21 protein-coding genes and 2 pseudogenes are annotated in these 22040 nt (G+C 71.4%); 9 read left to right on the plus strand and 14 right to left on the minus strand.

Going from position 1 to position 22040, the window contains the following annotated elements; translation table 11 throughout:
• Window positions 1-70: 70 nt before the first annotated feature.
• On the plus strand, window positions 71-1708 hold the full coding sequence (locus ACH4RG_RS24110) for a penicillin-binding transpeptidase domain-containing protein (RefSeq protein WP_397920998.1): 1638 nt from the start codon (window positions 71-73) through the stop codon (window positions 1706-1708).
• A 16-nt stretch (window positions 1709-1724) separates the two neighbouring features.
• Here ACH4RG_RS24110 and ACH4RG_RS24115 read toward each other — a convergent pair whose 3' ends face one another.
• The gene (locus ACH4RG_RS24115; protein ID WP_398540230.1) at window positions 1725-2288 is read right to left on the minus strand and encodes an exonuclease domain-containing protein; all 564 of its coding nucleotides are present in this window, start codon (window positions 2286-2288) and stop codon (window positions 1725-1727) included.
• A 31-nt stretch (window positions 2289-2319) separates the two neighbouring features.
• A complete protein-coding gene (locus ACH4RG_RS24120; protein WP_398540231.1) occupies window positions 2320-3522 on the minus strand; it encodes an MFS transporter in 1203 nt (400 codons plus the stop codon).
• Window positions 3523-3573: 51 nt separating this feature from the next.
• Between ACH4RG_RS24120 and ACH4RG_RS24125 the strand changes: the two genes are divergently transcribed.
• From ACH4RG_RS24125 to ACH4RG_RS24135, 3 genes are all read left to right on the plus strand, one after another.
• The gene (locus ACH4RG_RS24125) at window positions 3574-4395 is read left to right on the plus strand and encodes an AraC family transcriptional regulator (RefSeq protein ID WP_397920994.1); all 822 of its coding nucleotides are present in this window, start codon (window positions 3574-3576) and stop codon (window positions 4393-4395) included.
• 110 nt (window positions 4396-4505) lie between these two features.
• Entirely contained in the window at window positions 4506-5024 is a 519-nt protein-coding gene (locus ACH4RG_RS24130; protein ID WP_397920992.1) for a YbaK/EbsC family protein, read from the plus strand.
• Window positions 5021-5872 (plus strand): EamA family transporter, encoded by an 852-nt coding sequence (locus ACH4RG_RS24135; RefSeq protein WP_397928367.1) that lies wholly within the window; start codon window positions 5021-5023, stop codon window positions 5870-5872. The genes ACH4RG_RS24130 and ACH4RG_RS24135 overlap by 4 nt, the downstream gene beginning before the upstream one ends.
• Before the next feature lie 159 nt (window positions 5873-6031).
• On the opposite strand, the gene ACH4RG_RS24140 is transcribed toward ACH4RG_RS24135, so the two are convergent.
• The 4 genes from ACH4RG_RS24140 to ACH4RG_RS24155 form a co-directional block, all read right to left on the minus strand.
• Window positions 6032-7573: an alanine/glycine:cation symporter family protein gene (locus tag ACH4RG_RS24140; RefSeq protein ID WP_397928369.1), complete on the minus strand. Its 1542-nt coding sequence runs from the start codon at window positions 7571-7573 to the stop codon at window positions 6032-6034.
• A 483-nt stretch (window positions 7574-8056) separates the two neighbouring features.
• Window positions 8057-8935, minus strand: a complete 879-nt coding sequence (locus ACH4RG_RS24145; protein WP_398540232.1) for an alpha/beta fold hydrolase — start codon at window positions 8933-8935, stop codon at window positions 8057-8059.
• A 67-nt stretch (window positions 8936-9002) separates the two neighbouring features.
• On the minus strand, window positions 9003-9212 hold the full coding sequence (locus tag ACH4RG_RS24150; protein ID WP_397920984.1) for a DUF397 domain-containing protein: 210 nt from the start codon (window positions 9210-9212) through the stop codon (window positions 9003-9005).
• Entirely contained in the window at window positions 9209-10087 is an 879-nt protein-coding gene (locus ACH4RG_RS24155) for a helix-turn-helix domain-containing protein (protein ID WP_398540233.1), read from the minus strand. The genes ACH4RG_RS24150 and ACH4RG_RS24155 overlap by 4 nt, the downstream gene beginning before the upstream one ends.
• 165 nt (window positions 10088-10252) lie before the next feature.
• On the opposite strand from ACH4RG_RS24155, the gene ACH4RG_RS24160 reads away from it, so the two are divergent.
• Together ACH4RG_RS24160 and ACH4RG_RS24165 are read left to right on the plus strand one after the other, a co-directional pair.
• A complete protein-coding gene (locus tag ACH4RG_RS24160; RefSeq protein ID WP_397920980.1) occupies window positions 10253-10693 on the plus strand; it encodes an ATP-binding protein in 441 nt (146 codons plus the stop codon).
• A 330-nt stretch (window positions 10694-11023) separates the two neighbouring features.
• Window positions 11024-12097: a hypothetical protein gene (locus tag ACH4RG_RS24165; protein ID WP_397920978.1), complete on the plus strand. Its 1074-nt coding sequence runs from the start codon at window positions 11024-11026 to the stop codon at window positions 12095-12097.
• A gap of 118 nt (window positions 12098-12215) precedes the next feature.
• On the opposite strand, the gene ACH4RG_RS24170 is transcribed toward ACH4RG_RS24165, so the two are convergent.
• Together ACH4RG_RS24170 and ACH4RG_RS24175 are read right to left on the minus strand one after the other, a co-directional pair.
• Window positions 12216-12878: a DUF1345 domain-containing protein gene (locus tag ACH4RG_RS24170; protein ID WP_397928379.1), complete on the minus strand. Its 663-nt coding sequence runs from the start codon at window positions 12876-12878 to the stop codon at window positions 12216-12218.
• A gap of 173 nt (window positions 12879-13051) precedes the next feature.
• On the minus strand, window positions 13052-13486 hold the full coding sequence (locus ACH4RG_RS24175; RefSeq protein ID WP_398540234.1) for a hypothetical protein: 435 nt from the start codon (window positions 13484-13486) through the stop codon (window positions 13052-13054).
• Between the two features lie 514 nt (window positions 13487-14000).
• Between ACH4RG_RS24175 and ACH4RG_RS24180 the strand changes: the two genes are divergently transcribed.
• Window positions 14001-14543, plus strand: coding sequence for a nucleotidyltransferase domain-containing protein (locus tag ACH4RG_RS24180; protein ID WP_397920972.1), 543 nt, complete (start codon window positions 14001-14003; stop codon window positions 14541-14543).
• Window positions 14544-14690: 147 nt separating this feature from the next.
• On the opposite strand, the pseudogene ACH4RG_RS24185 reads toward ACH4RG_RS24180, so the two are convergent.
• The 4 genes and pseudogenes from ACH4RG_RS24185 to ACH4RG_RS24200 all read right to left on the minus strand — a co-directional run.
• Window positions 14691-14887: pseudogene (locus ACH4RG_RS24185) on the minus strand (hydroxymethylbilane synthase); the annotation flags it as partial.
• A 133-nt stretch (window positions 14888-15020) separates the two neighbouring features.
• A complete protein-coding gene (locus ACH4RG_RS24190; RefSeq protein WP_397920970.1) occupies window positions 15021-15488 on the minus strand; it encodes a GNAT family N-acetyltransferase in 468 nt (155 codons plus the stop codon).
• A 61-nt stretch (window positions 15489-15549) separates the two neighbouring features.
• Window positions 15550-16356, minus strand: coding sequence for an SDR family NAD(P)-dependent oxidoreductase (locus ACH4RG_RS24195; RefSeq protein ID WP_397920968.1), 807 nt, complete (start codon window positions 16354-16356; stop codon window positions 15550-15552).
• Window positions 16353-17519 (minus strand): serine hydrolase domain-containing protein, encoded by a 1167-nt coding sequence (locus ACH4RG_RS24200; protein WP_018961067.1) that lies wholly within the window; start codon window positions 17517-17519, stop codon window positions 16353-16355. The genes ACH4RG_RS24195 and ACH4RG_RS24200 overlap by 4 nt, the downstream gene beginning before the upstream one ends.
• A 569-nt stretch (window positions 17520-18088) precedes the next feature.
• On the opposite strand from ACH4RG_RS24200, the gene ACH4RG_RS24205 reads away from it, so the two are divergent.
• Both ACH4RG_RS24205 and ACH4RG_RS24210 read left to right on the plus strand, forming a co-directional pair.
• On the plus strand, window positions 18089-18565 hold the full coding sequence (locus ACH4RG_RS24205) for an SsgA family sporulation/cell division regulator (RefSeq protein ID WP_397920966.1): 477 nt from the start codon (window positions 18089-18091) through the stop codon (window positions 18563-18565).
• A 145-nt stretch (window positions 18566-18710) separates the two neighbouring features.
• Window positions 18711-18803, plus strand: a pseudogene (locus ACH4RG_RS24210) (ABC transporter permease); the annotation flags it as partial.
• A gap of 196 nt (window positions 18804-18999) precedes the next feature.
• On the opposite strand, the gene ACH4RG_RS24215 reads toward ACH4RG_RS24210, so the two are convergent.
• Both ACH4RG_RS24215 and ACH4RG_RS24220 read right to left on the minus strand, forming a co-directional pair.
• A complete protein-coding gene (locus ACH4RG_RS24215; RefSeq protein WP_397920964.1) occupies window positions 19000-21231 on the minus strand; it encodes an MMPL family transporter in 2232 nt (743 codons plus the stop codon).
• A gap of 120 nt (window positions 21232-21351) precedes the next feature.
• Window positions 21352-21924, minus strand: a complete 573-nt coding sequence (locus ACH4RG_RS24220; RefSeq protein ID WP_397920962.1) for a TetR/AcrR family transcriptional regulator — start codon at window positions 21922-21924, stop codon at window positions 21352-21354.
• Between the last annotated feature and the right edge of the window lie 116 nt (window positions 21925-22040).

Raw genomic sequence — 22040 nt, forward strand, 5'->3', positions numbered from 1 at the left:
AGCCCTTAGGGTTCCTCACAGTTGCCCCTTGAACGTGTTCGAGGGGTCTCCTGGGGAGGGGGACTGCGAGATGCGCAGTGGAGCGAAGGTCGCCGTGATCGGCGGAGCGTTCGTCCTGGTGGCCGGCGGGATCGGCTACGGGGCGTACAGCATGCTCGGGGACACCGTCGGCGGGGACGGCGGTACGCGGAGCGCGTCCGAGTCATCGAAGGTGAAGACGGGGCCGCCGAGCGCGGAGGAGATAGCGGAGACGTCGAAGGGCTTCTTCGACGCGTGGGCGTCCGGTGACGCGACGGCCGCGTCGCTCCTCACCAACAACGAGGCGGGCGCGGAACCGGTGCTCGCCTCCTACGGCGAGGACGCCCGCATCGGCAAGGTGAAGATCACCCCGGGCCCGGCGGTCGGCACGAAGGTGCCCTACACGGTCAAGGCGACCGTCTCGTACGACGGGAAGTCCAAGCCCCTGTCGTACGCCTCGGAGCTGACCGTGGTGCGCGGCCTGACGACGGGCAAGGCGCTGGTCGACTGGGCCCCGACGGTCGTGCACCCGCAGCTGACGGAGGGCGCGACGCTGAGGACGGGCGAGGCCTCGACGCCGACGATCGAGGCCGTCGACCACAACGGGAAGGTACTGACCAAGGAGGAGTACCCCTCGCTCGGGCCGATCCTGGACACGCTGCGCGAGAAGTACGGTAAGAGCGCGGGCGGTTCGCCCGGCATCGAGACGTGGATCGAGCCCGCCGACGAGACCCAGCCGGACGTCAACCTTCTGACGCTGGCCGAGGGCAAGCCCGGCGAGGTGCGGACGACGATCGACGCGGACGCGCAGGCGGCGGCCGAACGGGCGGTGAAGAAGTACCCGGAGGCGTCCGTGGTCGCGGTGAAGCCGTCCACCGGGGCGATCCGCGCGGTGGCCAACAACCCGGCGACCGGGTTCAACGCGGCGATGCAGGGGAAGCAGGCGCCCGGCTCCACGCTGAAGATCATGACGGCGGCGATGCTGCTGGAGAAGGGCCTGGTCACGGCCAACGGGGCGGCGGAGTGCCCCAAGGAAGCCCGGTACTACACCCGCACGATCCACAACCTGAAGCACTTCTCGCTGCCGGACGGCTCGACGTTCACGCAGAGCTTCGCCAGGTCGTGCAACACCGCCTTCGTCAAGCTGATCGACGACGTCGACGACGACTCGGCGCTCGCCAAGGAGGCGCGGGAGGTCTTCGGGATCGGTCTGGACTGGAAGTCCGGTGTCGTCACGACCGACGGCAGCGTGCCGGAGGAAGTGCAGGGTGAGGCCGCCGCCCAGTACATCGGTCAGGGCACGGTCCAGATGAACGCCCTCAACATGGCGTCCATCACCGCCACCGCCATGACCGGCACCTTCAACCAGCCGGTCATCGTCCCGAAGTCCCTGGACAACCGGCAGTTGGCAGAGGCCTCGCGCTCGCTGTCGCCCTCCGTCACCCAGCAGCTCAAGACGATGATGCGCGCCACGGCCGCCTGGGGCACCGGCGCGGAGGCGATGGCCTCGGTGGGCGGCGACAAGGGAGCCAAGACGGGTTCGGCGGAGGTCGACGGACAGGACACCTCCAACAGCTGGTTCACCGGCTTCAGCGACGACCTCGCGGCGGCGGCGGTCGTCCAGACCGGCGGCCACGGCGGCGACGCGGCGGGCCCGGTCGTGGCGGAAGTGCTGAAGGCGGGCCGCTGAGTCCGCGGCCGAGGGCTTACCCCGCCGGCCAGTCCCCCCGCCCCGCCAGGTCCAGCACCAGGGCGGCGATATTCCACGCGTCGTCGTCGCCCCGGTGGTGGCGGCCCTCCAGCGGGAGACCGGCCACCTCCAGCGCCTGGGCCATGCCGGGGCGGCGGCGCAGCCCGTACGCGGCGGTGAAGGCGACCTTGGCATTCGTGTGCCGCTGCCCGAAGGGGTACTCCGCGCCCGCCGCCCGGCACTGGCGCGTGAACTGGTTACGGTCGTAGTCGCCCCAACTCGCCCACGGCAGGAGCCCGGTACGGTGCTCGGCAGCCAGCACCCGGCAGGCCTGGGCGAAGGGCAGGCCGCCGTTCACCTCCGCCTGCGTCAGCCCGGTCAGCTCCGTGCAGAAGGGGCTGACCTTCGAGCGCGCGGGCCGGACCAACAGCCGGTGCCTGGCCAGCCGTCGGCCCGCGCGCAGGTCAACGACGGTGAGGCCGATCTCGATGATCTCGCTCACCTGGCCGGGCGGCGGCTGCCCGTCCCAGCAGGTCGCCTCGACGTCGACCACGTTCAGCAGCTGCTCGCCCATGCCCATGGGGTGAGCGTAGGAGCACCCCCGCCCCGGGTCATCCGGGTTTCGCCGCCCCGCTCCCGGAGCGCGCGGCGACGACGCCCCCGGGCAATTCCGCCCCCGGCAGACCCGGTTCGGGCAGGGTGCGGAAGAACAGCCAGCTCAGCAGGGGCATCGCCACGAGCGGCGCCAGGGCGGTCCGCAGGGACGTCGCGTCGGCGAGCGCCCCGACGGCGGGGCTTGCCAGGCCGCCGATGCTGACGGTCAGGCCGAGGGTGATACCGCTGGCGGTGCCGACCCGGGAGGGCAGGTAGTCCTGGCCGAGGGTGACCTGGAGCGAGAAGGGCACGTACAGGCCGGCCGAGGTCAGCGCGAGGAACAGGAAGACGGCCGGGCCGGGCACCCACACCACGCCCGCGACGGCCGCGACCGTGGCCAGGTACGACCAGCGCGCGACCGCCACCCGGTCCCACCGGGCGGCGAGGGACCCGCCGAGCACCGCGCCGACCGTGCTGCCGAGGTAGAGCATGAACAGGGCCGCGGTCCCCACGGCGGTGCCGCCGCCCAGGCGTTGCCGGACGTACAGCGAGATGAAGGTGCTCAGGCCGATGAACGCGATCGACCGGAAGACCACGGCCAGGGACAGCCGCACGAAGGAGGCGACGTCGTCGCTCCCGGCCGGCGGCGGCGTCGGGGGCGCGGCGGCCTGCCGCTGCTGAAGGACGCGCACGACCGGCAGGCACAACGCGGCGCCGACGAGGGCCGGCAGCACCAACAGCGGCGTCCAGCGCAGCCCTCCGACGCTCATCACGGCGGCGACCATGAGCGGGGCGAGCGCGAAGCCGACCGTGCCGCCCGTGGAGAACCAGCCCATCGCCCGGTGACTGCCCCGGCCGGCGATCCGGGCGACCCGGGCGGATTCGGGGTGGTAGGCGGCCACCCCGATACCCGACAGCGCGACGAACACCAGGGTGAGCGCATAGGAGCCGCTCAGCCCGCTGAGCGCGATGCCGGCACCACCGAGCAGCGTGCTGACCGGCAGAAGCCACGGCATGGCCCAGCGGTCGGTGAGTACGCCGAACAGCGGCTGCGCCACGGAGGAGAGCAGCGAGGCGGCCAGCACGATGCCCGAGGCGACCGCGAGGGAGTAGGAGCGCTCGGCGATGAAGAACGGCACCAGGGCCGCGACGGAGCCCTGGTAGATGTCGACACAGGCATGGCCCACGGACAGCAGGACGATCGGCGTGTTCCTTCGCATCCCGCCATGTTCCGGCCCCGGGCCGCTGTCGCGCTTTCGATAAACTGCCACATGATGACGGACATCCGCCAAGCGTCCAGCGGCCGGGCTGCCACCCACCGGCCTTCCGTCCGGCAGGCCGTCACACCGCAGGCCGCCGTCCGGCACGATCCGGTGGCTCCGACCCGCACCCGACGGCTGGCTCCCGGCGGCTCGATCGACGCCCACCGGCACGACGACCACCAGATCGTCTACGCGGGCCGCGGAGTGCTGACCGTCACGACCAGCGCGGGGTCCTGGGTCGCCCCGGCCACGCGCGCCATCTGGGTGCCCGCCGGCACCGTGCACGCGCACCGGGCCTACGGCGAACTCGATCTGCACCTGGTGGGGCTCCCCGTCACCGAGAATCCGCTCGGCCTGGACACACCGACCGTGCTGGCCGTCAGCCCGCTGCTGCGCGAACTGCTCATCGCCTACACCCGGGCCGAGGGCGACGACCGCCCCGAACGGGCCCGCCTCCGCGCCGTGCTCCTCGACCAGCTGCGAGCCTCGGCCCAGCAGCCGCTGCACCTGCCGACACCCGCCGCCCCGCTGCTGCGCGCCCTGTGCGACATCCTCCGGGCCGACCCGGGCGACAGTCGTACGCTCGCCGAACTCGGCCGCCTGGTCGGGGCGAGCGACCGGACCCTGTCCCGGCTGTTCCGCAGCGACCTCGGCATGACCTTCCCGCAGTGGCGCACGCAGCTCCGTCTCCACCACGCCCTGATCCTCCTGACCGGGCGGACGCCGGTGACCTCGGTGGCGCACCAGTGCGGCTGGTCGTCCACCAGCGCCTTCATCGAGGTGTTCCGCCGCACGTTCGGCCACACCCCGGGCTCCCACCGGGCGGAGTGAGGGCCTCTGCCCGTCCGAGGGGAACGGCGTACGCGCCGGGGCGCGACCGCCTCGCGCCCACCGCCCGGAACCCCTCGCATGCATACTGCACCGACCGCTAGCGTGCAGCCATGAGCACTCCCGAACCTCTCGAAACCCCTCCCGCCGCCCCCGTCTCCCACGCCCACCCCCGGTTCGCCGAGGCGCTGGCCGAGCTGGGCCTCCAGGTCGAGGTGCGCCGCTTCCCCGACGCGACCCGTACGGCGGCGGAGGCCGCCGCCGCGATCGGCTGCTCGCTGAGCGAGATCGTCAAGTCCCTGGTCTTCACGGCGGACGGCGCCCCGGTGCTGGTCCTGATGGACGGCTCCTCGCGGGTGGACGTCGGGCTGGTGCGGCGTGAACTGGACGCACAGAAGGTGCAGCGGGCGGACGCGGACCTGGTCCGGGAGACGACCGGGTACGCGATCGGCGGCGTACCGCCCTTCGGCCACGCCACCAGGACCCGTGTCCTGGCCGACCGGCGCCTCCTGGACCACGCGGTGGTGTGGGCGGCGGCGGGCACCCCGCACACGGTGTTCCCGCTCGACCCGAAAACGCTGATCACCCACGCGGGCGCGACGGTCGCGGATGTGCGCGAGCCCGCCAAGTGACCCCTCTGGTCGCGCTCGCGGTCCTCATAGCCGCCGTCACGCACGCCAGTTGGAACGCCATCGCCCACGCGATCAAGGATCAACTGCTCTCGTTCACGCTGATCTCCGGCGGCGGTCTGCTGATCGGCGCGGCGATGGCCCTCTTCGCCCCGTTCCCGGCGGCGGAGGCCTGGCCGTATCTGGCGACCTCGGCCGCCCTGCATGTCCTGTACATGCTGCTGCTGATGCGCTCGTTCACGCTCGGCGACTTCGGGCAGATGTACCCGATCGCCCGGGGCACGGCCCCGCTGGTGGTGACGGTCCTGGCGGCGGTGTTCGTCGGCGAGCGCCCGGACGCCTGGGCCACGGCGGGCGTCGCGGTGGCCTCGGCCGGGCTGGTCGGGCTGGCGCTGTGGGGCATCCGGGGCTCCGGCAAGCGCCCGCACTGGCCGGCGATCGTGGCGGCCCTCGGCACCGGTCTGGCCATCGCCGGGTACACCACGGTCGACGGCGTCGGCGTGCGCGCCTCGGGCACGCCGCTGGGTTACGTCGCCTGGCTGATGGTCCTGGAGGGCCTGGCGATCCCGGCGTACGCGTACTACCGCCACCGCGCCGAACTGGTGACGCAGCTCAGGCCGTTCGCCGTACGCGGCCTGCTCGGCGCGGCCCTCTCGGTGGCCGCCTACGGGCTGGTCCTCTGGGCCCAGACGAAGGCCCCGCTCGCCCCGATCGCGGCGCTGCGCGAGTCGTCGATCATCGTGGGCGCGGCGATCGGCACGCTGTTCTTCAAGGAGCGCTTCGGGGCCCCGAGGATCGCGGCGGCGGGGCTGATGGTGGTGGGCATCGGCTTGATGCTGCACACGAGTTGACGCCTCCTGCCCTGCGTACGCACAGGACGGGAGGCGCCAGGAGGGGCCGGGCCGACCAACCAGTCCCGGCAGGTCAGGCAGGCAGGCCGGGGAGGTCAGGCAGGCAGGTCAGGCAGGTCAGGCAGGTCAGGCAGGTCAGGCAGGTCAGGCAGGTCAGGCTCAGACGCTCGCCTTCGCCGGCGCCTCGTCCTTGCCCCCGTCGTCCCCGCCCGTTCCGCCGGCCTTGCGCGTGCGGACGTACTCGAGGAAGGTGTTCAGCTCGCGCTTGACGACGGGCGCGAGGAGGTAGAGGCCGATGATGTTGATGACGGCCAGGGAGAAGAGCACCGCGTCGGCCAGGTCGATGAGGGTCTGCAGGGTGAGCAGGGACCCGGCGACGGCGAGCAGGGTGTAGAGCGACTTGAAGACGGTCTCGCTGGTGCGGCTGCGGCCGAAGAGGTAGGTCCAGGCCTTGAGGCCGTAGTAGCCCCAGGTGAGCACCGTGGAGAACGCGAAGAGAATCACCGCGACGGTCAGGACGTACGGGAACCAGGGCAGCACGGTCTCGAAGGCGTCCGAGGTGATCGTCACGCCGCCGATGGAGTCGTCGTTGCGGGCCTCGGCCCAGCTGGCGGGGTTGGCGATGACGATGGTCAGCGCGGTCATGGTGCAGATGACGACCGTGTCGATGAACGGCTCCAGCAGGGCGACCAGGCCCTCACTGGCGGGGTGCTTGGTCTTCACCGCGGAGTGGGCGATCGGCGCGGAGCCGAGGCCGGCCTCGTTGGAGAACGCGGCGCGCTTGAAGCCGATGATCAGTGCGCCGAGCACACCGCCCGCGACCCCTTCGGGGTTGAAGGCGCCGTCGATGATCCTGCCGATCGCGTCGGGCACGGCGGTGACGTTGACGAGGATGACGACGAGGCAGGCGACGATGTAGATGCCGGCCATCGCGGGGATGAGCCGACTGGTGACCGACGCGATGGAGCGGATGCCGCCGAGGAGCACGATGCCGACGAGGGCGGCGACGAGGATGCCGAAGAAGAGGGCGCCGGCGGAGGAGCCCATCGCCCCGTCCTCGCCGCCGGTGACGGAGACGAGCTGCGCGTAGGACTGGTTGACCTGGAAGAGGTTGCCGCCGAAGAGCCCGAAGAACAGGATCATGATCGAGGCGAGGACGGCGAGGACCTTGCCGAAGCTCTTGCCGTTCTTCCCGAAGCGTTCGGCGAGCCCCTTGGGCAGGTAGTGCATCGGTCCGCCGGAGACGGTGCCGTCGGCGTGGACCTCGCGGTACTTCACACCGAGGGTGACCTCGACGAACTTGGTGGCCATGCCGAGGAGACCGCAGAGGATCATCCAGAACGTGGCTCCGGCACCGCCGATGGAGACGGCGACGGCCACGCCGGCGATGTTGCCGAGGCCGACCGTGCCGGAGACCGCGGCGGTCAGGGCCTGGAAGTGGCTGACCTCGCCCGCCGAGTCCTTGTCGTCGTACTTGCCGCGCACCACGTCGATGGCGAGACGGAATTTGCGTACCTGGACGCATCCGAACCAGCCGGTGAAGACGAGGCCCGCCACCACCAGCCAGGCGACGATGAGCGGGAGGTCCGTCCCGCCGACGGGGACGGCGTAGAAGACGATCTTGCCGAGCCACTCGGCTATCGGTTCGAAGAACCCGCTGACGGCTTCGTCGACGTTCTCGGTTATGGATTCGAGTGACACGTTGGCTACCTCGATGACGCGGGAACGGCGGACAGGTGGGGTGTCTTCGCCGGTCGGTGTGCGATGGGGGGACGTTGGGGACGTTTCCGGAGGGATGAGCGAACGTCGTTGTCCGGTCGGCGATCCGGCGTGTCCCATGGGGTGGACGACGGCGACGGTCGCTCTGGCCTGCCACCGGGGCGGTCCCGGCGCACCTCTTCGGCGAGGGTTCCGCCTGCGAAGTTGGGCATTTGTACCACGCCGCTTACCCGATCATTAGTGATGCAGATCACATTTTCGGAGTGTGTGCGTGAAGATGCTGAATGGGTGACGTCATCGTTATGCGGAATCAGAGATGCGTTTATCGGACACCTATCGGCAGATCGGAGGGCACGCCTCCGGTCCGAGGGCTGTCTCCGACCTGAGGGCGCGCCTCCGGCCGGAGGAGGCTTCCCGCCCCGCGCACCCCCACCGGTCACCGCGTGGACAGACCGGCGCGGCTCATCACCCCGTCGCGACAGCCGCGCAGAGCTCCCGCACCGCGACGAGGACCGCCTCCGGCGACTCGTCCAGCAGAAGGTGCCCCGCCCCCTCGATCACCCTGAACTCCGCCCCGAGCCGACGCCGGGCGGCCGGCCCCAGATGACGCGGAGGCAGAAAGGGGTCGAATTGCCCCGTGACGGCCAACGTGGGCACAGAGCGCCGCAGTTCGAGCAGACCGGACGGGAGGGGCGACGGAGCGAGACTGGTACGGCAGCAGCGCCCGACCAGATCCATCCACTCCCCCAGGCCGTCGGCCACATGCCCTCGCCCCGGAGCCGCCATGTGACGCACCAGCGCCGTCGAACGGGCGACCGTGGGCCGCAGGAGCCAGGGGACGGTGGCGGCCAGCAGCGGGGCGGGAACCCTCAGCCGGACTATGCCGGCGCTGGAGAGCAGCACGCGGCCGACGATCTGCGGGGCGTCGCAGGCGAGGGCGACCGCGCCGCCCAGGGAATGCCCCACGACGACGACCGGCCCAGGCACCACTCGCGCGAGAGCCTCGGTCAGCCACCTCCCGTACCAGGACGAGCGCTTGGCACGAGGCCGTCGGTCCGCGCTGAGCCCCGGCTGGCCGGGCAGGTCGAGGACGACCACCCGCCGTTCCCGGGCGATCGCCTCCGCCACCGGCAGACAGAGAGCGGCGTTCATGTTCGTCCCCGGCAGCAGGACGACACCCGGCTCCCCGCCGCGCGGCTCCGGCCCTGCGGTCACGACTCCGGTGACCCCCGCCGAGGTCACCACCTCACTGCGGGCAGGGGCCAGGCCCGAGCCGTCGATCCGGTTCACGCACCAGCGCCGCACGTCCGCTCGCGCCTGTTCGCTCCGGTACACGGAAGTCATGAGGCCGTCCTGGTCAAGGGCGCTATCGGCATCGGAGGGCGCGCACCTCGCGATCGGGGCGGTGAGGTCAGTGCGCCGCGGCGTACGCGACGAAGCCCGCCCACGCGGCGGGGGCGACGGCGAGACGGGGACCCCGCGCGTTCTTGGAGTCGCGTACGTGAACGGCGTCGGGGGCGGTGGCGACCTCGACGCAGTCGTTGGGGTTGCTGCTGTCGCTGTAGCTGCTCTTGAACCAGTGCAGCTCGGAAGCATCCCTGGCAGAGGGCCTGTAGGTCATGTCTCTCCCAGCACTTGCTCGATGAAGGCCCGGGACTCCTCCGGCGTAAGAGCCCGGGCCCCGATGACGCCGTACCGCAGCTCAAGGATACGGAGTTGCTTCGGGTGCGAGATAGGCCTGCCCGCGAACTCGTCATCCGCCCGCCCGACAGCCGAGCCGTCAGCAATCTTCAGCACTTGGATCCGGCCACCCGTTCCCGGGTGATCCCACCGGCACGTCGGCATCACCTGAATGTCCACGAAGGGCAACTCCCCAAGAAGGAGCAGCCTTTCCAGTTGCCGCCGCCAGACCGCCACACCGCCGATCGGGCGACGCAGCGAGGCCTCTTCCTGGATGAAACTGAGTTCGGGCGCGGGTGCCCGGTCGAAGATGGAGTGCCTGGCGATGCGCCCGGCCAGCGCGCGTTCCAGCTCGTCCGGTGGCAGAACAGGGCGTCGCGTACCGAGCAGCGCCCTCGCGTACTCCTCCGTCTGCAACAGACCGTGCAGGTTGTGGCTGCCGTACGAGGCCAGTTCGACGGCCTTGGCCTCCAGCTTCGCCAAGTCCCGGATCTTCTTCGGGTACCGCACCTCCGCCAGATCGGACTTCATCGCCGCGAGCTTTCCGTCGGCGCCCACGACCACGTCCACGGCGTCGATGAACTCCGGACGGGGGATGCGCCGACCGCCCTCGACCTTGTAGACGAGGTCCTCGCCGTACCCCATGGCGGAGCCCAGCTCGCACGCCCGCAGGCCCGCCGCCTCGCGCCAGGCCTTGATCTGGCGGCCCACCGCCGCGACCACCGCCGCACCCGACTCGTCATCGGGGTCGACATCCCAGCCAGGCTCGTCCACCCCGCCGCCCGCGGACTCCGTACCGTCATCGACCACGCTCATGCGAGTCCCCGTTTCCAACGCGCCTGTCGTCCTTTTCCCAAGCGCGCCCCTTCCCCGCACGTCACGGGGGACAGCCGGGACAACGCCGGACAAGCCCAGGACAATCACCGTACGCAAGGGCTCGGTCACTGGGCACAGTACGCAGAGGCGGCCACGCTGAGTGCCATGAATCGAGAAACCGCACGCACCCAACACCTCCCCGTCGACCGTGCGTTCACCGTGCTGCTCTCCCCCACCCGCCGAGGGGCCCGGCTCGCCCGACTGCTCACGGCAGCCCATCTCGGCGCGTGGGGACTCGCGTCGGAGGCGGAGACGGCGGCGCACATCGTCGCGGAACTGGCGGCCAACGCCACGGTGCACGGGCGCGTGAAGGGCCGGGACTTCCAACTCGGCCTCTCCGTCGGCGGAGGAACGCTGCGGATCGAGGTCACCGACACGCGAGGCGACAGCATTCCGCCCGGACCGGGAGCGGTGAAGCCGCCCGAGGACGACGCGGAGACCGGACGCGGCCTGCTCATCGTGGAGGCGCTGGCCGACCACTGGGGCATCACTCCCGGGCCCGTCCCCCGTAAGACCGTATGGGCGGAGATCGACCTCGTACGGTGACGGCTCCCGCCGGGTCGTGCGATGCCGCGACCCGGTACCTCCCGATGGACCCCGACCGGATCGTTCTCGGCCGCGACCTGGTGAAGCGCGACATCAACTACTCAAAGAGACAAGAGAAAGAACCCCACCCGACCCACCCCGGCGACCAGCTGACGCATCCCAGGGGCTCGTCACCCACACGGGTGAGCTTTGCCAACTCAGCTCGCTTTCGGGCGGGTTGTCCGGCATATGCTCACGCCAGCAACACCCCACCCGACATACGTCGGCCCCCGACCGGGACTCCACATCCCAACCGAGGGCCTGACCACCAAGGAAGTCGAGACCTTCCCGATGGATACCCAGCAGAATACTGCGCTCACGCGCGCCCTGGCAGAGATTCCCGGGCCCCTCCCGGCCCGAGGCGTGATCCACATCGTCATCCCGCACACCGACCGCTTCACGATCGTCGGCAACCACCTCGCCCAGCACCCCGACCTCAGCTGCACCGCAGTCGGCATCGCGGTACGCATCCAGTCACTGCCCCAGGGCGTGGAGGTGAGCGTCAAGGCGCTCGCCGCCCACTGCCGGGAGGGCGAGAAGCGCATCGCCGCCGCCCTGCGCGAACTGGAAGCCCTCGGCTACCTGCAACGCGTCCGGGAACGGCTCCCCAGCGGCCGGGTCATCACCCGCACGGTGTTCTGCAACCAACCCACAGCGCTCTTACGCCCCCGTCGCCCGGCAGTTGCACCCCCTCACCCCCAGGCACCGGCCCAGGCCCAGGCACCAACACCGGCACCGGACCCGGCCCCCGCACCGGCGGCGAGGCCCGAACAGCCCATGCCGCCCGACCAGTCCGATCCGTCTGCACCCGAGACGCTCGCAGCTCCGCCCGCACCGCCGCCGCCCTCCTTCGTAACGCCCCCGGCAGCCCCACTCTTCGTACCGCTGGTCCCGCCCCCGACCGCACCCAAGCCGCCGCCCCGCCCCCTTCCCCGCCCCAGCGAGCCCACCCCGGAACTCGACCGCGCGGCCACCGCCTTTCTCAGCGACCTGCACCGCCACGCGCCCCAGTTCACTCTCTCCGAGGCCGACGTCCGCCGACTGGTCCCCGGCGTCGCGGCCTGGCTCGAACGCGCCGCCCGCCCCGACGCGATGCGCCACGCCCTCACCGACGACCCGCCCCACCCCCTCAAGCACCCCGCCAAACTTCTCAAGTACCGGCTCACCGAACTGCTCCCGCCGCTGCCTCCGGGCATCCACGACCTCGCCGCACTCGCCCGCCCTCGCATCACGGTCACGCCCTTCCAGACCTGCGACGACTGCGACCGGGCCTTCCGCTCCCCCACCCCCGGCCACTGCCGCGACTGCCGCGAACACCGCACGCACCAGGCGCACCGAACCGAAGACGTGCGGACCGCCGCGTGAGGGCCTTGCTCCACGGTGCTGATGGAAGCGCGCGGGGTATCACGGTCGAGGCAGTAGTCCGACCACCCGGCGGCCAGGTGATCACCGTCGGGCGGGTTGGCGGCTTGGCGGCTGCAACCTAGTCCTGGAGCGCGGAGACCAGGCTGGCGACGGTGACCGTGTTGAAGACGAAGGCGATGACCGCGTTCGCCGAGATGGTCCGCCGCATGGCGCGGGAAGTCACGTTGACGTCGGTGGTGCCGAAGGTCGTCATGACGGCCACGGCGAAGTAGACGTAGTCGGCCCAGGCCGCAGACCCCGCGCCGGGGAAGTCGAGCGCCGCTTCGTTCTCCACCAGGTTGTCGGCCTGGAAGGCAACGGCGAACGCGACGACGACACAGGTCCAGGCGATGACGACGAGCGACAGCGCCATCAGGGCGCGCGGCCCCTCGGCGAAGGTGGTGCTGAGGTGGCCGGGCAGCCACACGACAGCCACGGCCAACGCCGCTGCCGCGATGAGGATGGACGCCCCGGGACCGGGCGCGGTGCCCAGAACGTACCGCTGAAGGAACGTGCCTCGGGCTTCGCGGTCCGCCCAGGTACGGATCTGCTCCGGCGAGGCGCTCAGGAAGGCGGTCAAGGTGATGGCCAGGTACGGGACCAGGTAGGCGAAGAGCACCAGCACGCCGACGTCGTAGGCCGAGATCCGCACGACACTGTCGAGGGGCAGCACCAGGGCCGCGCTCACCGAGACGAGCAGGCACACGAGTGAACGGCGTCGTTCGGGCAGCCAGGAATTCACGGACGGGCTCCTCCGGGCATTCACGGTGCGGATGGCGGCGACGCTAGACGAGTCGGCTCCCGCCGGGACCGTGGGCTCTCTCGGCGTCCACGAGGTGGTGCGTACCGTCCCCCGAACGGCGCACGGGAGCCCCCGACGTGTCGCCTCACGCGTCGGCAGTGCCGAGTGGCGGGTCATGAACGAGGACGAGTGGCGGGCCCACGCCGGAACGGGTGTGACAGCGCCCCTGTCCTGCGGGCACGGGCATCGCAGAAGGCGAACGCGAACGGCCCCAGCATCGCCGCGCCCGCACTCGCGGCGAGCGCCGTGCCGGGCCGGAACCATGCCGGCAGATCCGCGAACAGCTCGCCGGCGGTGAACACCACGCCGATGAGCATCACCGCGGTCAGCAGGATTCCCAGCGCCGAGACGACCGCGCTGCGCTGGGCGAGGAGCCTCCACGCCCGTGCGCGCCCCGCCCCCGGCCCCTCGAGACGCAACGGTTCCAGGGCCTTCCTGACCTCCTCCGGCCATCGGACGACGAGCACGTCGTCCAGGTCGTCGGGGTCGTGGGTGACGTGCCGGAAGCCGACCGACTGTCCGACCAGGCGGCGTCCACTGCCGGACATCGACAGCGGGCAGATCACCCTCCGGCGGAGGACGCCGTGTTGCGGGGTGTCGGCGCTGATGACGAGTGTGTCGGGCTCTGCACCTCGCTGGGCCCCTCCTCGATCCCGCCGACGGCGAGGTTCCCCTCGGCGAATCGGTCCTCTTCCGGGCGGGCCGGCCGGCCAGGGCGTCCGAACCTCATCGGTGGCTCTCCTTCACGTCGTTGGGCCTCCGTCGACGAACGTGTCGTCCTCGTCGACGGGGTCGGATGCGGTGGGGCGGAAGCGGATCGCCCGACCCACCGGCGGTCGTCCGGCCCCGACGAGACTCCCGATGCCGCGCCGATGGTGCGCCGGAGCGCGGGCCGTCCGGAGTCTCCCGCCCCCCGTCCCCTCCTCGGTCTGCCCGCCGGTCATGATGCTGCGCCTTCCGCGCGTCTTCACACACGGATCATGAGGTCCCTAGCCCCATGCACGCAGACGTTTGCGCTATCGAGGGTGCCGGGATGGCGGGTGCCGCATAGTCTGCCGAACTGTGGACACCCGACGTGCTGGCCAGCAGCTCCGGCTCATTGCCGAGGTCTTGGAGGTCTCCGAGGCGAACGATGTCGCCGTGTGGCTTCGCGGTGGCTGGGCGATGGACTTCTTCCTCGGCGAGATCACGCGGGACCACGGGGACATCGACTGGTTCGCGTGGGAGGCCGGTGCGGGGAAGCTGGCCGCCGCCCTGGCGCGGAGCGGCTATGAGCCGGTCCCCGGACCACCACCACAGCAGCAGCTCGACTTCGCCAAAGCCGGTCTGGAGATCAGCGTCACGCTCCTGGCCGAGGACGAGGCCGGCCGCACCTGCGTCGCCGGCGGCCCGTGGGCCGGCACCCTGTGGCCCGAGGCCATGCCCGCTGCCGCCCCTGGTCGCCTGGCCGACCTGGAGGCCTCCATCGTCAGCCCACAGGGACAGATCGAGATCAAGCGAATGACTCCGGTCTGGGTACCCGGTATGCCGCGCCGGCCCAAGGACGCCGAAGACATCGCCCGCCTGGAATCAGCGCTGTCCCAACGCGGCGAGCGACACGCCTGAATCCCCTCGGGGGCAATCATCCGGCCGACCGTGCGCGCCCATCAACCGGGCCGGCTTGTCGTACGGTCCGGCCAACGCTCGCGGACGCCACCGGTGCCGGGGGCCGGGGGCCGGGGGCGGGGCTACGATCCCAGCCCATGACGTCCATTCCTTGGTGAACGCGCCCTGCCCTCGACCGCGCTGAGGTCACCCATCCACTTGTCGCCCGTCGTCCTGACCGGGACGACCTCTGTACGGGAGTCGGGGTGGAGGGCGGCCAGCTCGGCGCGGACGCGCTCCACCTGGGCGAGTGGCATGGGCGAGTCACGGGACACGATGCGAATGAGATCGGCGGACATGGAAATCACGGTAGACCGTCAGATGCGAGTTCCGACAAGAAGCCCCGATGCCCATGTTGCGGTGGTTCCAAGCAGGTTGGACTGCTCGGGCAGGTGTGCGAGGAAGTCGTCGACCCGTGCCTGGTGGTAGCCGGGCCCGCTACCCCCACTCCGCCACCACCTCCCCGTCCTCCTCCACCCCCGTGGGGCGGAAGCCGAGCGAGGTGTACAGGTGTGCGGCGGCCTGGTTCTCCGGAGCGTAGGAGAGGCGCACCGCCGTGCCGTTCTCGCGGGTGGAGAGCCAGGAGGCCAGGGTCCGTACGGCGGCGCGGCCGATGCCGGTTCCCTGGTGGGCGGCGTCGATCAGCATGCCTCCGATCCAGTGCGAACCGTCCTCGTCCCGGCCCCACATGATGTGCCCGGCCACCTCGTCGCCCGTGCATACGGCCAGCGAGGTCCAGGTGTCCTCGCGGCTGCTCAGCACCAGGTAGCGGGCGGCCAGGGCCGGGACCCAGTCGCGCTGGTCGTCGCGGGGCGCGCTGTCGGCGACCGCCCGCCAGTTGTCCGCGTCCACCTCGTGGAGGGTGACGGGGCGGCCGGTGTTGTCGGAGTGTCCGTGGTCGATCATCCGCGCAGGGTAGGTCCCCCGGGCGACGCTCGACCACGGGTTTGCGGCTGCGGCTGAGTCCTTACGGCTGCGCCATCGCCTGCCGGAAGCCCGTGTTCACCGCGAGGATCCCCCCGTCCACGCGCAGCGTCGTCCCGGTGATCCAGGCCGCGTCGCTGGAGGCGAGGAAGGCGACGGCGGACGCGATGTCCTCGGGGGTGCCGACGCGGCCCAGCGGGTAGAGGGCGGCGGCCCGGTCCAGTTCGGCGTCGCGGCCCGCCCAGGCGTCGGTGCGGATCGTGCCGGGGGCGACCAGGTTGACGCGTACGCCGCGCGGTCCGGCGTGGCCCGCCAGCGTACGGGTGAGGCTGGTGAGGCCCGCCTTGGCGGCGCTGTACGCGTGGCCGCCGAAGTCCTGTTCGCCGTTGACCGAGCCGATGGTCACGATCGCGCCCCGGCCCGAGGCGACCAGGTGCGGCAGCGCTGCGCGGGCGCAGCGGAACGGGCCGGAGAGCGTGATGTCCAGGTCGCGTTCCCAGGTCTCGTCCGTCTCGTCCTCGAAGAGCGGCTCGTCCTCGCCCGCCGCGTAGGCGTTGTTGACCAGGACGTCGAGCCGGCCGAAGGCGGCGACCGCGTGGGCCACGGCCGCCTCGACCGCCGCCCGGTCGGCCACGTCGCAGACGAGGGATTCGGCGGTGCCGCCCGCCTCGCGTATCGCCGCCGCCGTGTGGGCGGCGCGCTTCGCGTCGAGGTCGGTGACGAGGACGGAGGCCCCTTCCGCCGCCAGGCGGCGGGCCGTTGCCGCGCCGATGCCCTGGCCGGCGGCGGTGATCAGAACGCTGTGTCCGGCGAAGCGGGCGGCCGGGGTCCGGTCGGATGCTGGAGTCATAGCGCCGACCGTACTGCCCTGACCAGCGCCTGGGCACGGGGGTCGGCGGTGACTCCCTTCTGGAGGCCGTTGGTGACGTAGCCCAGCGCGATGCCCGACTCCGGGTCCGCGAAGCCCAGCGAGCCGCCCCGGCCCGGGTGCCCGAACGATCCGGGGCCCAGCAGCGGCGCCGCCGGGCCGTGCAGCATGTAACCCAGGCCGAAGCGGGTGTTGACGACCAGCACCCGGTCCGGGCCCGCCGACTCCTCCGTACGGGCCAGGGTGAGCGTGGCGGGGGCGAACAGGCGGCGGTGGCCGTCGACGGGGCCGATCATCGCGGCGTAGCAGCGGGCCAGGCCCCGGGCGGTCGCGATGCCGCCCGACGCGGGGAGTTCGGCCGCGCGGTAGGCGGGGTCGTTCTCGTCGGGGAACGGGTCGATCGCGCCGAACGCCCTGCGGGTGAGGGAGTCCGGGTCGCGGTAGGCCTCGACGACGGAGCGCTTGGCGCGAACGCGCAGGGCGCCCGACGCGGTGGCCGCCGCCGGGGGTTCCACCGGGCCGATGCGGCCGATGCGGTGGGCCTCGTCGGCCGGGAGCCCGAACCAGAAGTCGAGGCCGAGCGGGCGGGCGATCTCCTCGGCGATCCAGCGGCCGATGGTGCGGCCGGTGGCGCGGCGGACCAGTTCGCCGATCAGCCAGCTGTAGGTCTGGGCGTGGTACCCGTGGTCGGTGCCGGGCTCCCACTGCGGGCGCTGGGCGGCGACGGCGGCGGGCCCGGAGACCCCGTCGGCGGCCTCGGCGGGGGTGAGGGCGGTGTCCAGGGCGGGGACCCCGGCCCGGTGGGCGAGGAGGTCGCGGACGAGGACGCGTTCCTTGCCGTTCGCCTTGAACTCCGGCCAGTAGGTGGAGACCGGGGCGTCCAGGTCGACCTGCCCGCGCTGGTGGAGCAGCAGGGGGACGGCGGCGGCGATGCCCTTGCCCGCCGAGCGGACGATCTGGACGGTGTCGACGGCCCACGGCTCGGTGCCGTCGACGTCGCGCGTACCGGCCCACAGGTCGACGACCTTGCGCCCGTGGCGGTAGACGGCGACGGCCGCCCCGCGCTCCCCGCGCTGCTCGAAGTTGCGGACGAACGCCTCCGCGACCGGTTCGAACCCGGGCGCGACCGTGCCCCGTACGTCCACGGTGACGGCTGGGGCCACGGCTTCGGTCCCGGTCACGTGCGCTCCCGTGTGTGGTTCGGTTCCCGTACCTGATCCCGATCCCGTGCCTGGTTCAGCCCCCGTGCCCGGTTCCGCTGCCGTGGCTGATCCCGGTTCCGCTTCCGCGCCCGCCGTCGTGCTCACTCCCGCGCTCCCGCTCATCCCCCCATGGTGCACGCCCCGGCAGGGTGTTCGGGGGGCGGGTCGCCGTCACCACCGTGCTGTCACGACCTGTTTACGTCGGCGGAACCAGGGCTCCGGGAGCGAACGGCAGATCGCGGGTGACGGTCAGCGCGGTGACGTCGGCAGGTGCGTCGATGAAACCATCGGGTACACGCAGGGGAGGCTCCGCCTCCTGCGGGGTCCGCACGGTCTCCAGGCCCGCGCGGACCAGGTCCTGCGGGCAGGGTCATGAACCCGTGAAGCGCAGTGCCCTCCTGCGAACCGTATGCAAGGACGGAAGCCCGGCAGGCAGATCGGATTCATCGCGCCCCTTCCGCGAAATATGGGACATTAGAGGGCAGAGCGATACATATAGGAGGAGCCGGCCCATGCCCCCTGCGATCGAAGTACATGCGCGCGCCCGGCTCATCACCGATGGCCCCCTGACCCGCCCGGTCCCCGTCGTCCTGCGCTACGACCCCGCCGACGAGCGGCGCGCCGTCCACATAGGACTGCCCGACGGCACCGACTGGTCGTTCGGCCGCGACCTCCTGGAGCGCGGCCTGCGGACCCCGATCGCTCGCGGCGACGTCCGCGTCTGGCCGTGCGGCCGTACGCAGCTGATCGTGGAGCTGCACTCGACGGACGGGGTCGAGGTGTTCCAGTTCGAGATCCGGACGCTGATCCGCTTCCTCGCCCGCACTCGCGCGCAGACACCGGCCACCCCGCCGGACGCCGACCGGGAATCCCAGCCCCAGCCGCCGTCCCGCACCGCCCGCCCCGAGCGCGACGCGCAGACGGAACGGGATGCGCAGACGGTACGGGGTGCGAAGCCCGAGCGGGGCGCTCAGCCCGCCCGCGGCTGAAGCGCCGCCACGAGCCGCCGGGACGAGCGCCGGGACAGTTGCTCAGCCGCGGCCCGCGCCCGGTCCGGCAGAGCCGCCCGAAGTCGCGTCCGGTGCCGCTGCCGACGCCGACGCCGCATCCGGCGCGGGCACCGCGTGGAGAATCGGCTGGCTGGCCGTCGGCTGGAGCCTCGGCCTGGTGGTGCTCGGCTACCTGTGGTCGAAGTCGCTGTTCCTCCGCGACCCGGCGGCGCGCTGACCGCGTGCGGCACCGCGCCCGCGCCTCGCCCGCCCTCGACCGGAGGAACGCCGCAAGAGGAAAGCCCCCGTGCAGTGCGCACGGGGGCTTTCGCTGTGCCCCGGTCCCCGTCCCCCACAGGTAACCGGCGCTTCCGGGGTCACGCTCCGCTCGGACGCGGCCCCGGAGCCGGGAGGGCGCCGCCGGGACGGACGGGTCAGACGCGGGCGAGCTCCCGCTCACCCTCGCCGCCGTCCCCAGGCCCCTGCTCGGAGCCGGACCCGTCGGTCAGCTGCTTCTGCAGCTTCTCGCCCTCCACGTCCACGTTGGGCAGCGCCCGGTCCAGCCAGCGCGGCAGCCACCAGGCCCGCTTGCCGAGCAGGGCCAGGACGGCGGGCACGATCGCCATCCGCACCACGAAGGCGTCGAAGAAGACGGCGATGGCGAGCGAGAAGCCGATCATCTTGATCATCTGCTCGCTGGAGCCGATGAAGCCGGAGAAGACCGCCATCATGATCACCGCCGCGGCCGTGACCACCCGTGCACCGTGCTTGAAGCCGGTCACGATGGCCTGGCCCGGGCTCTCGCCGTGGACGTACGCCTCGCGCATCCGCGTGACGAGGAAGACCTCGTAGTCCATCGCGAGGCCGAAGACCACGCCGACCATGAAGATCGGCATCATGCTCATGATCGGACCGGTCTGCTCGACGCCGAAGAGCGAGCCGAGCCAGCCCCACTGGAAGACCGCGACGACCGCGCCGAGGGCCGCGACCACCGAGAGCAGGAAGCCCAGGGCCGCCTTCAGCGGGACGAGAATCGAGCGGAAGACCAGCATCAGCAGCAGGAACGCGAGGCCGACGACGAGCGCCAGGTAGGGCAGCAGCGCGTCGTTCATCTTCTGCGAGAAGTCGATGTTCATCGCGGTGGCGCCGGTGACCAGGACCTCCGCGCCGGTGTCCGACTTCACGTCCGCACCCGCGTCGCGGATGGAATGGACGACCTCCTCCGTGGCGTGGGAGGACGGGCGGTCCTTCGGAATGACCGTGATCGTCGCGGTGTCGCCGGCCTTGTTGAAGGCGGGCGGGATGACGGCGGCGACGCCGATGGACTCGATCTCCTCGGAGACCCGATCGGCGGCGGCCTTGCCGTCGGAGCTGTTCTTCGTGTCGACGACGACCAGCAGCGGACCGTTGAACCCGGGGCCGAAGCCGTCCGAGAGCATGTCGTACGCCTGACGCTGGGTGGTCGACGTCGGCTGGGCGCCGTCGTCGGGCAGGCCCATCTCCAGCGAGGCCGCCGGTACGGCGATGACGCCGAGGCCGAGAACGCCGACGAGCATGACCCAGACCGGCTTGCGCAGCACGAACCGCGCCCAGCGGGTGCCCATGTTCGGCTTGGCCTCGGTGCTCTTCTCCGCCGCTGCGGCCTTGCGCGCCTTGCGGCCCATGACCCGCTTGCCCGCGAAGCCGAGGGCGGCGGGGACGAGGGTGAGGGCGATGAGGACGGCGATGGCCACCGTTCCGGCGGCGGCGAAGCCCATCTTCGTCAGCATCGGGATGTTGACGACGGCGAGACCCACCAGGGCGATGACCACGGTCAGCCCGGCGAAGACGACCGCGGATCCGGCCGTCCCCACGGCCCGTCCCGCGGCTTCCTCGTGTTCCCGGCCCTCGGCGAGTTCGGCGCGGTAGCGGGAGACGATGAAGAGCGCGTAGTCGATGCCGACGGCGAGGCCGATCATCATGGCGAGGATCGAGGTGGTGGAGCCCAGGTCCAGCACGCTGGCCAGGGCGGTGATCGTCGAGACTCCGATGCCGACCCCGACGAGCGCGGTGACGAGCGGAAGTCCGGCGGCGACCAGCGAGCCGAAGGTGATGACCAGGACGATGGCGGCGATGACGACACCGATGATCTCGGCGGTCCCGGTGTGCGGCATGACCTGGAGGGCGTCGCCGCCGATCTCCACCTTCATGCCGCTCTTCTGCGCGTCCTTGCCCGCGTCCTCCAGGGAGTCCCGGGTCGCGTCGGTCAGCTCCATGGAGTTGGCCTGGTAGGAGACCGAGATGTACGCCGTCGAACCGTTCTGGCTCACAGCCTGCGTCTCGAACGGATCGGCGACCGAGGCGATCTGCTTCGAGCCGGACCGCAGCTCCTTGACGATGCCGGCGATCTCGCTCTTGTTGGCGGAATCAGTCACCTTCTCGCCCTCGGGCGCCTTGAAGACGACACGGGCGGTGGCACCGTCGGCACTGGTGCCGGGGTTGCGCTGTTCCAGCAGGTCGAAGGCGCGCTGCGCCTCCGTACCAGGAATGGAGAAGGAACTGGAGGTGGCGGCGGGCGCGGTGGCCGCGCCGATTCCGGCGACCGCCAGCAACGCCACCCAGATCAGGGCGACGAAGCGGCGGCGGCGGAAGGTGAGCCGTCCGAGCTTGTAGAGGAAAGTGGCCACGGGGGCGTACTCCCGGTCAGGTCGTATGAGTGGAATTGGGCGTGAGGAACCAGCCCGACGACGAGAGCGGCGTGTCAGGTGGAGCGTCGGGGAGAGGGCCGTACGGGTGGGACGGGGACGTCAGACACCGAGGGCGGGGAGAACCACGGAATCCACGTAGTCGATGAGGAACGCCTGGTCGACAGGACGGTCCTCGATCAGTTGCCGGGCGGCCAGCGCGCCGACCAGCATGTGCGGGATGTACTTCAGCGCCGGATTGTCCGGGCGCAGCTCACCCCGGTCCACCGCCCGTTGCAGCAGCTGGTCGAGACCGGTCATCTCCGGTTCGATCAGCAGCTCGCGCAAGGCAAGGAGCAGCTCGGGGTACTCATGGACGGCATGGCTCAGACCCCGCATCAGCGCGGCGTCCTTCTCCATCTGGCAGTCGTCGGTCCGGCTCAGCGCGGCGTGGAAGTCCCCGCGCAGCGAACCGCTGTCGATGTCCGAAAGGCTCCCCGGCTTGTTGTGCCGCAGCGCCTTCGCGACCAGCTCGGGCTTGGAGCCCCACTGGCGGTAGAGGGTGGCCTTGCTCGACCGGGTGCGTGCGGCGACGGCGTCCATGGTCAGGGCGTCGTAGCCGACCTCGCGGAGCAGGTCGAGGACGGCCTCGTACAGCTCGCCCTCACGCTCGGGGGTCAGCCTGGTGCGTGCCATGTGCCGACCTCCTTCGCCTCACTGTCCGGTCTCCCGCTCAACAGTCCGTTCCGCTCAGCGCTTCCGCTCACCATCGAACGAAACCGTTTCGTACACCTGAACCGTACCCGCACGAA

The organism is Streptomyces sp. NPDC021019, from assembly GCF_044333295.1.
Taxonomy (GTDB): Bacteria; Actinomycetota; Actinomycetes; order Streptomycetales; family Streptomycetaceae; genus Streptomyces.

Coding starts and splice junctions, on each gene's coding strand:
- ACH4RG_RS24190 (WP_397920970.1), bottom strand. CDS start 15,488: ATGATCGACCACGGACACTCCGACAACACCGGCCGCCCCGTCACCCTC.
- ACH4RG_RS24115 (WP_398540230.1), bottom strand. CDS start 2,288: ATGGGCATGGGCGAGCAGCTGCTGAACGTGGTCGACGTCGAGGCGACC.
- ACH4RG_RS24220 (WP_397920962.1), bottom strand. CDS start 21,924: ATGGCACGCACCAGGCTGACCCCCGAGCGTGAGGGCGAGCTGTACGAG.
- ACH4RG_RS24195 (WP_397920968.1), bottom strand. CDS start 16,356: ATGACTCCAGCATCCGACCGGACCCCGGCCGCCCGCTTCGCCGGACAC.
- ACH4RG_RS24145 (WP_398540232.1), bottom strand. CDS start 8,935: ATGACTTCCGTGTACCGGAGCGAACAGGCGCGAGCGGACGTGCGGCGC.
- ACH4RG_RS24205 (WP_397920966.1), top strand. CDS start 18,089: ATGCCCCCTGCGATCGAAGTACATGCGCGCGCCCGGCTCATCACCGAT.
- ACH4RG_RS24150 (WP_397920984.1), bottom strand. CDS start 9,212: ATGACCTACAGGCCCTCTGCCAGGGATGCTTCCGAGCTGCACTGGTTC.
- ACH4RG_RS24155 (WP_398540233.1), bottom strand. CDS start 10,087: ATGAGCGTGGTCGATGACGGTACGGAGTCCGCGGGCGGCGGGGTGGAC.
- ACH4RG_RS24130 (WP_397920992.1), top strand. CDS start 4,506: ATGAGCACTCCCGAACCTCTCGAAACCCCTCCCGCCGCCCCCGTCTCC.
- ACH4RG_RS24125 (WP_397920994.1), top strand. CDS start 3,574: ATGATGACGGACATCCGCCAAGCGTCCAGCGGCCGGGCTGCCACCCAC.
- ACH4RG_RS24160 (WP_397920980.1), top strand. CDS start 10,253: ATGAATCGAGAAACCGCACGCACCCAACACCTCCCCGTCGACCGTGCG.
- ACH4RG_RS24120 (WP_398540231.1), bottom strand. CDS start 3,522: ATGCGAAGGAACACGCCGATCGTCCTGCTGTCCGTGGGCCATGCCTGT.
- ACH4RG_RS24175 (WP_398540234.1), bottom strand. CDS start 13,486: ATGTCCGGCAGTGGACGCCGCCTGGTCGGACAGTCGGTCGGCTTCCGG.
- ACH4RG_RS24110 (WP_397920998.1), top strand. CDS start 71: ATGCGCAGTGGAGCGAAGGTCGCCGTGATCGGCGGAGCGTTCGTCCTG.
- ACH4RG_RS24165 (WP_397920978.1), top strand. CDS start 11,024: ATGGATACCCAGCAGAATACTGCGCTCACGCGCGCCCTGGCAGAGATT.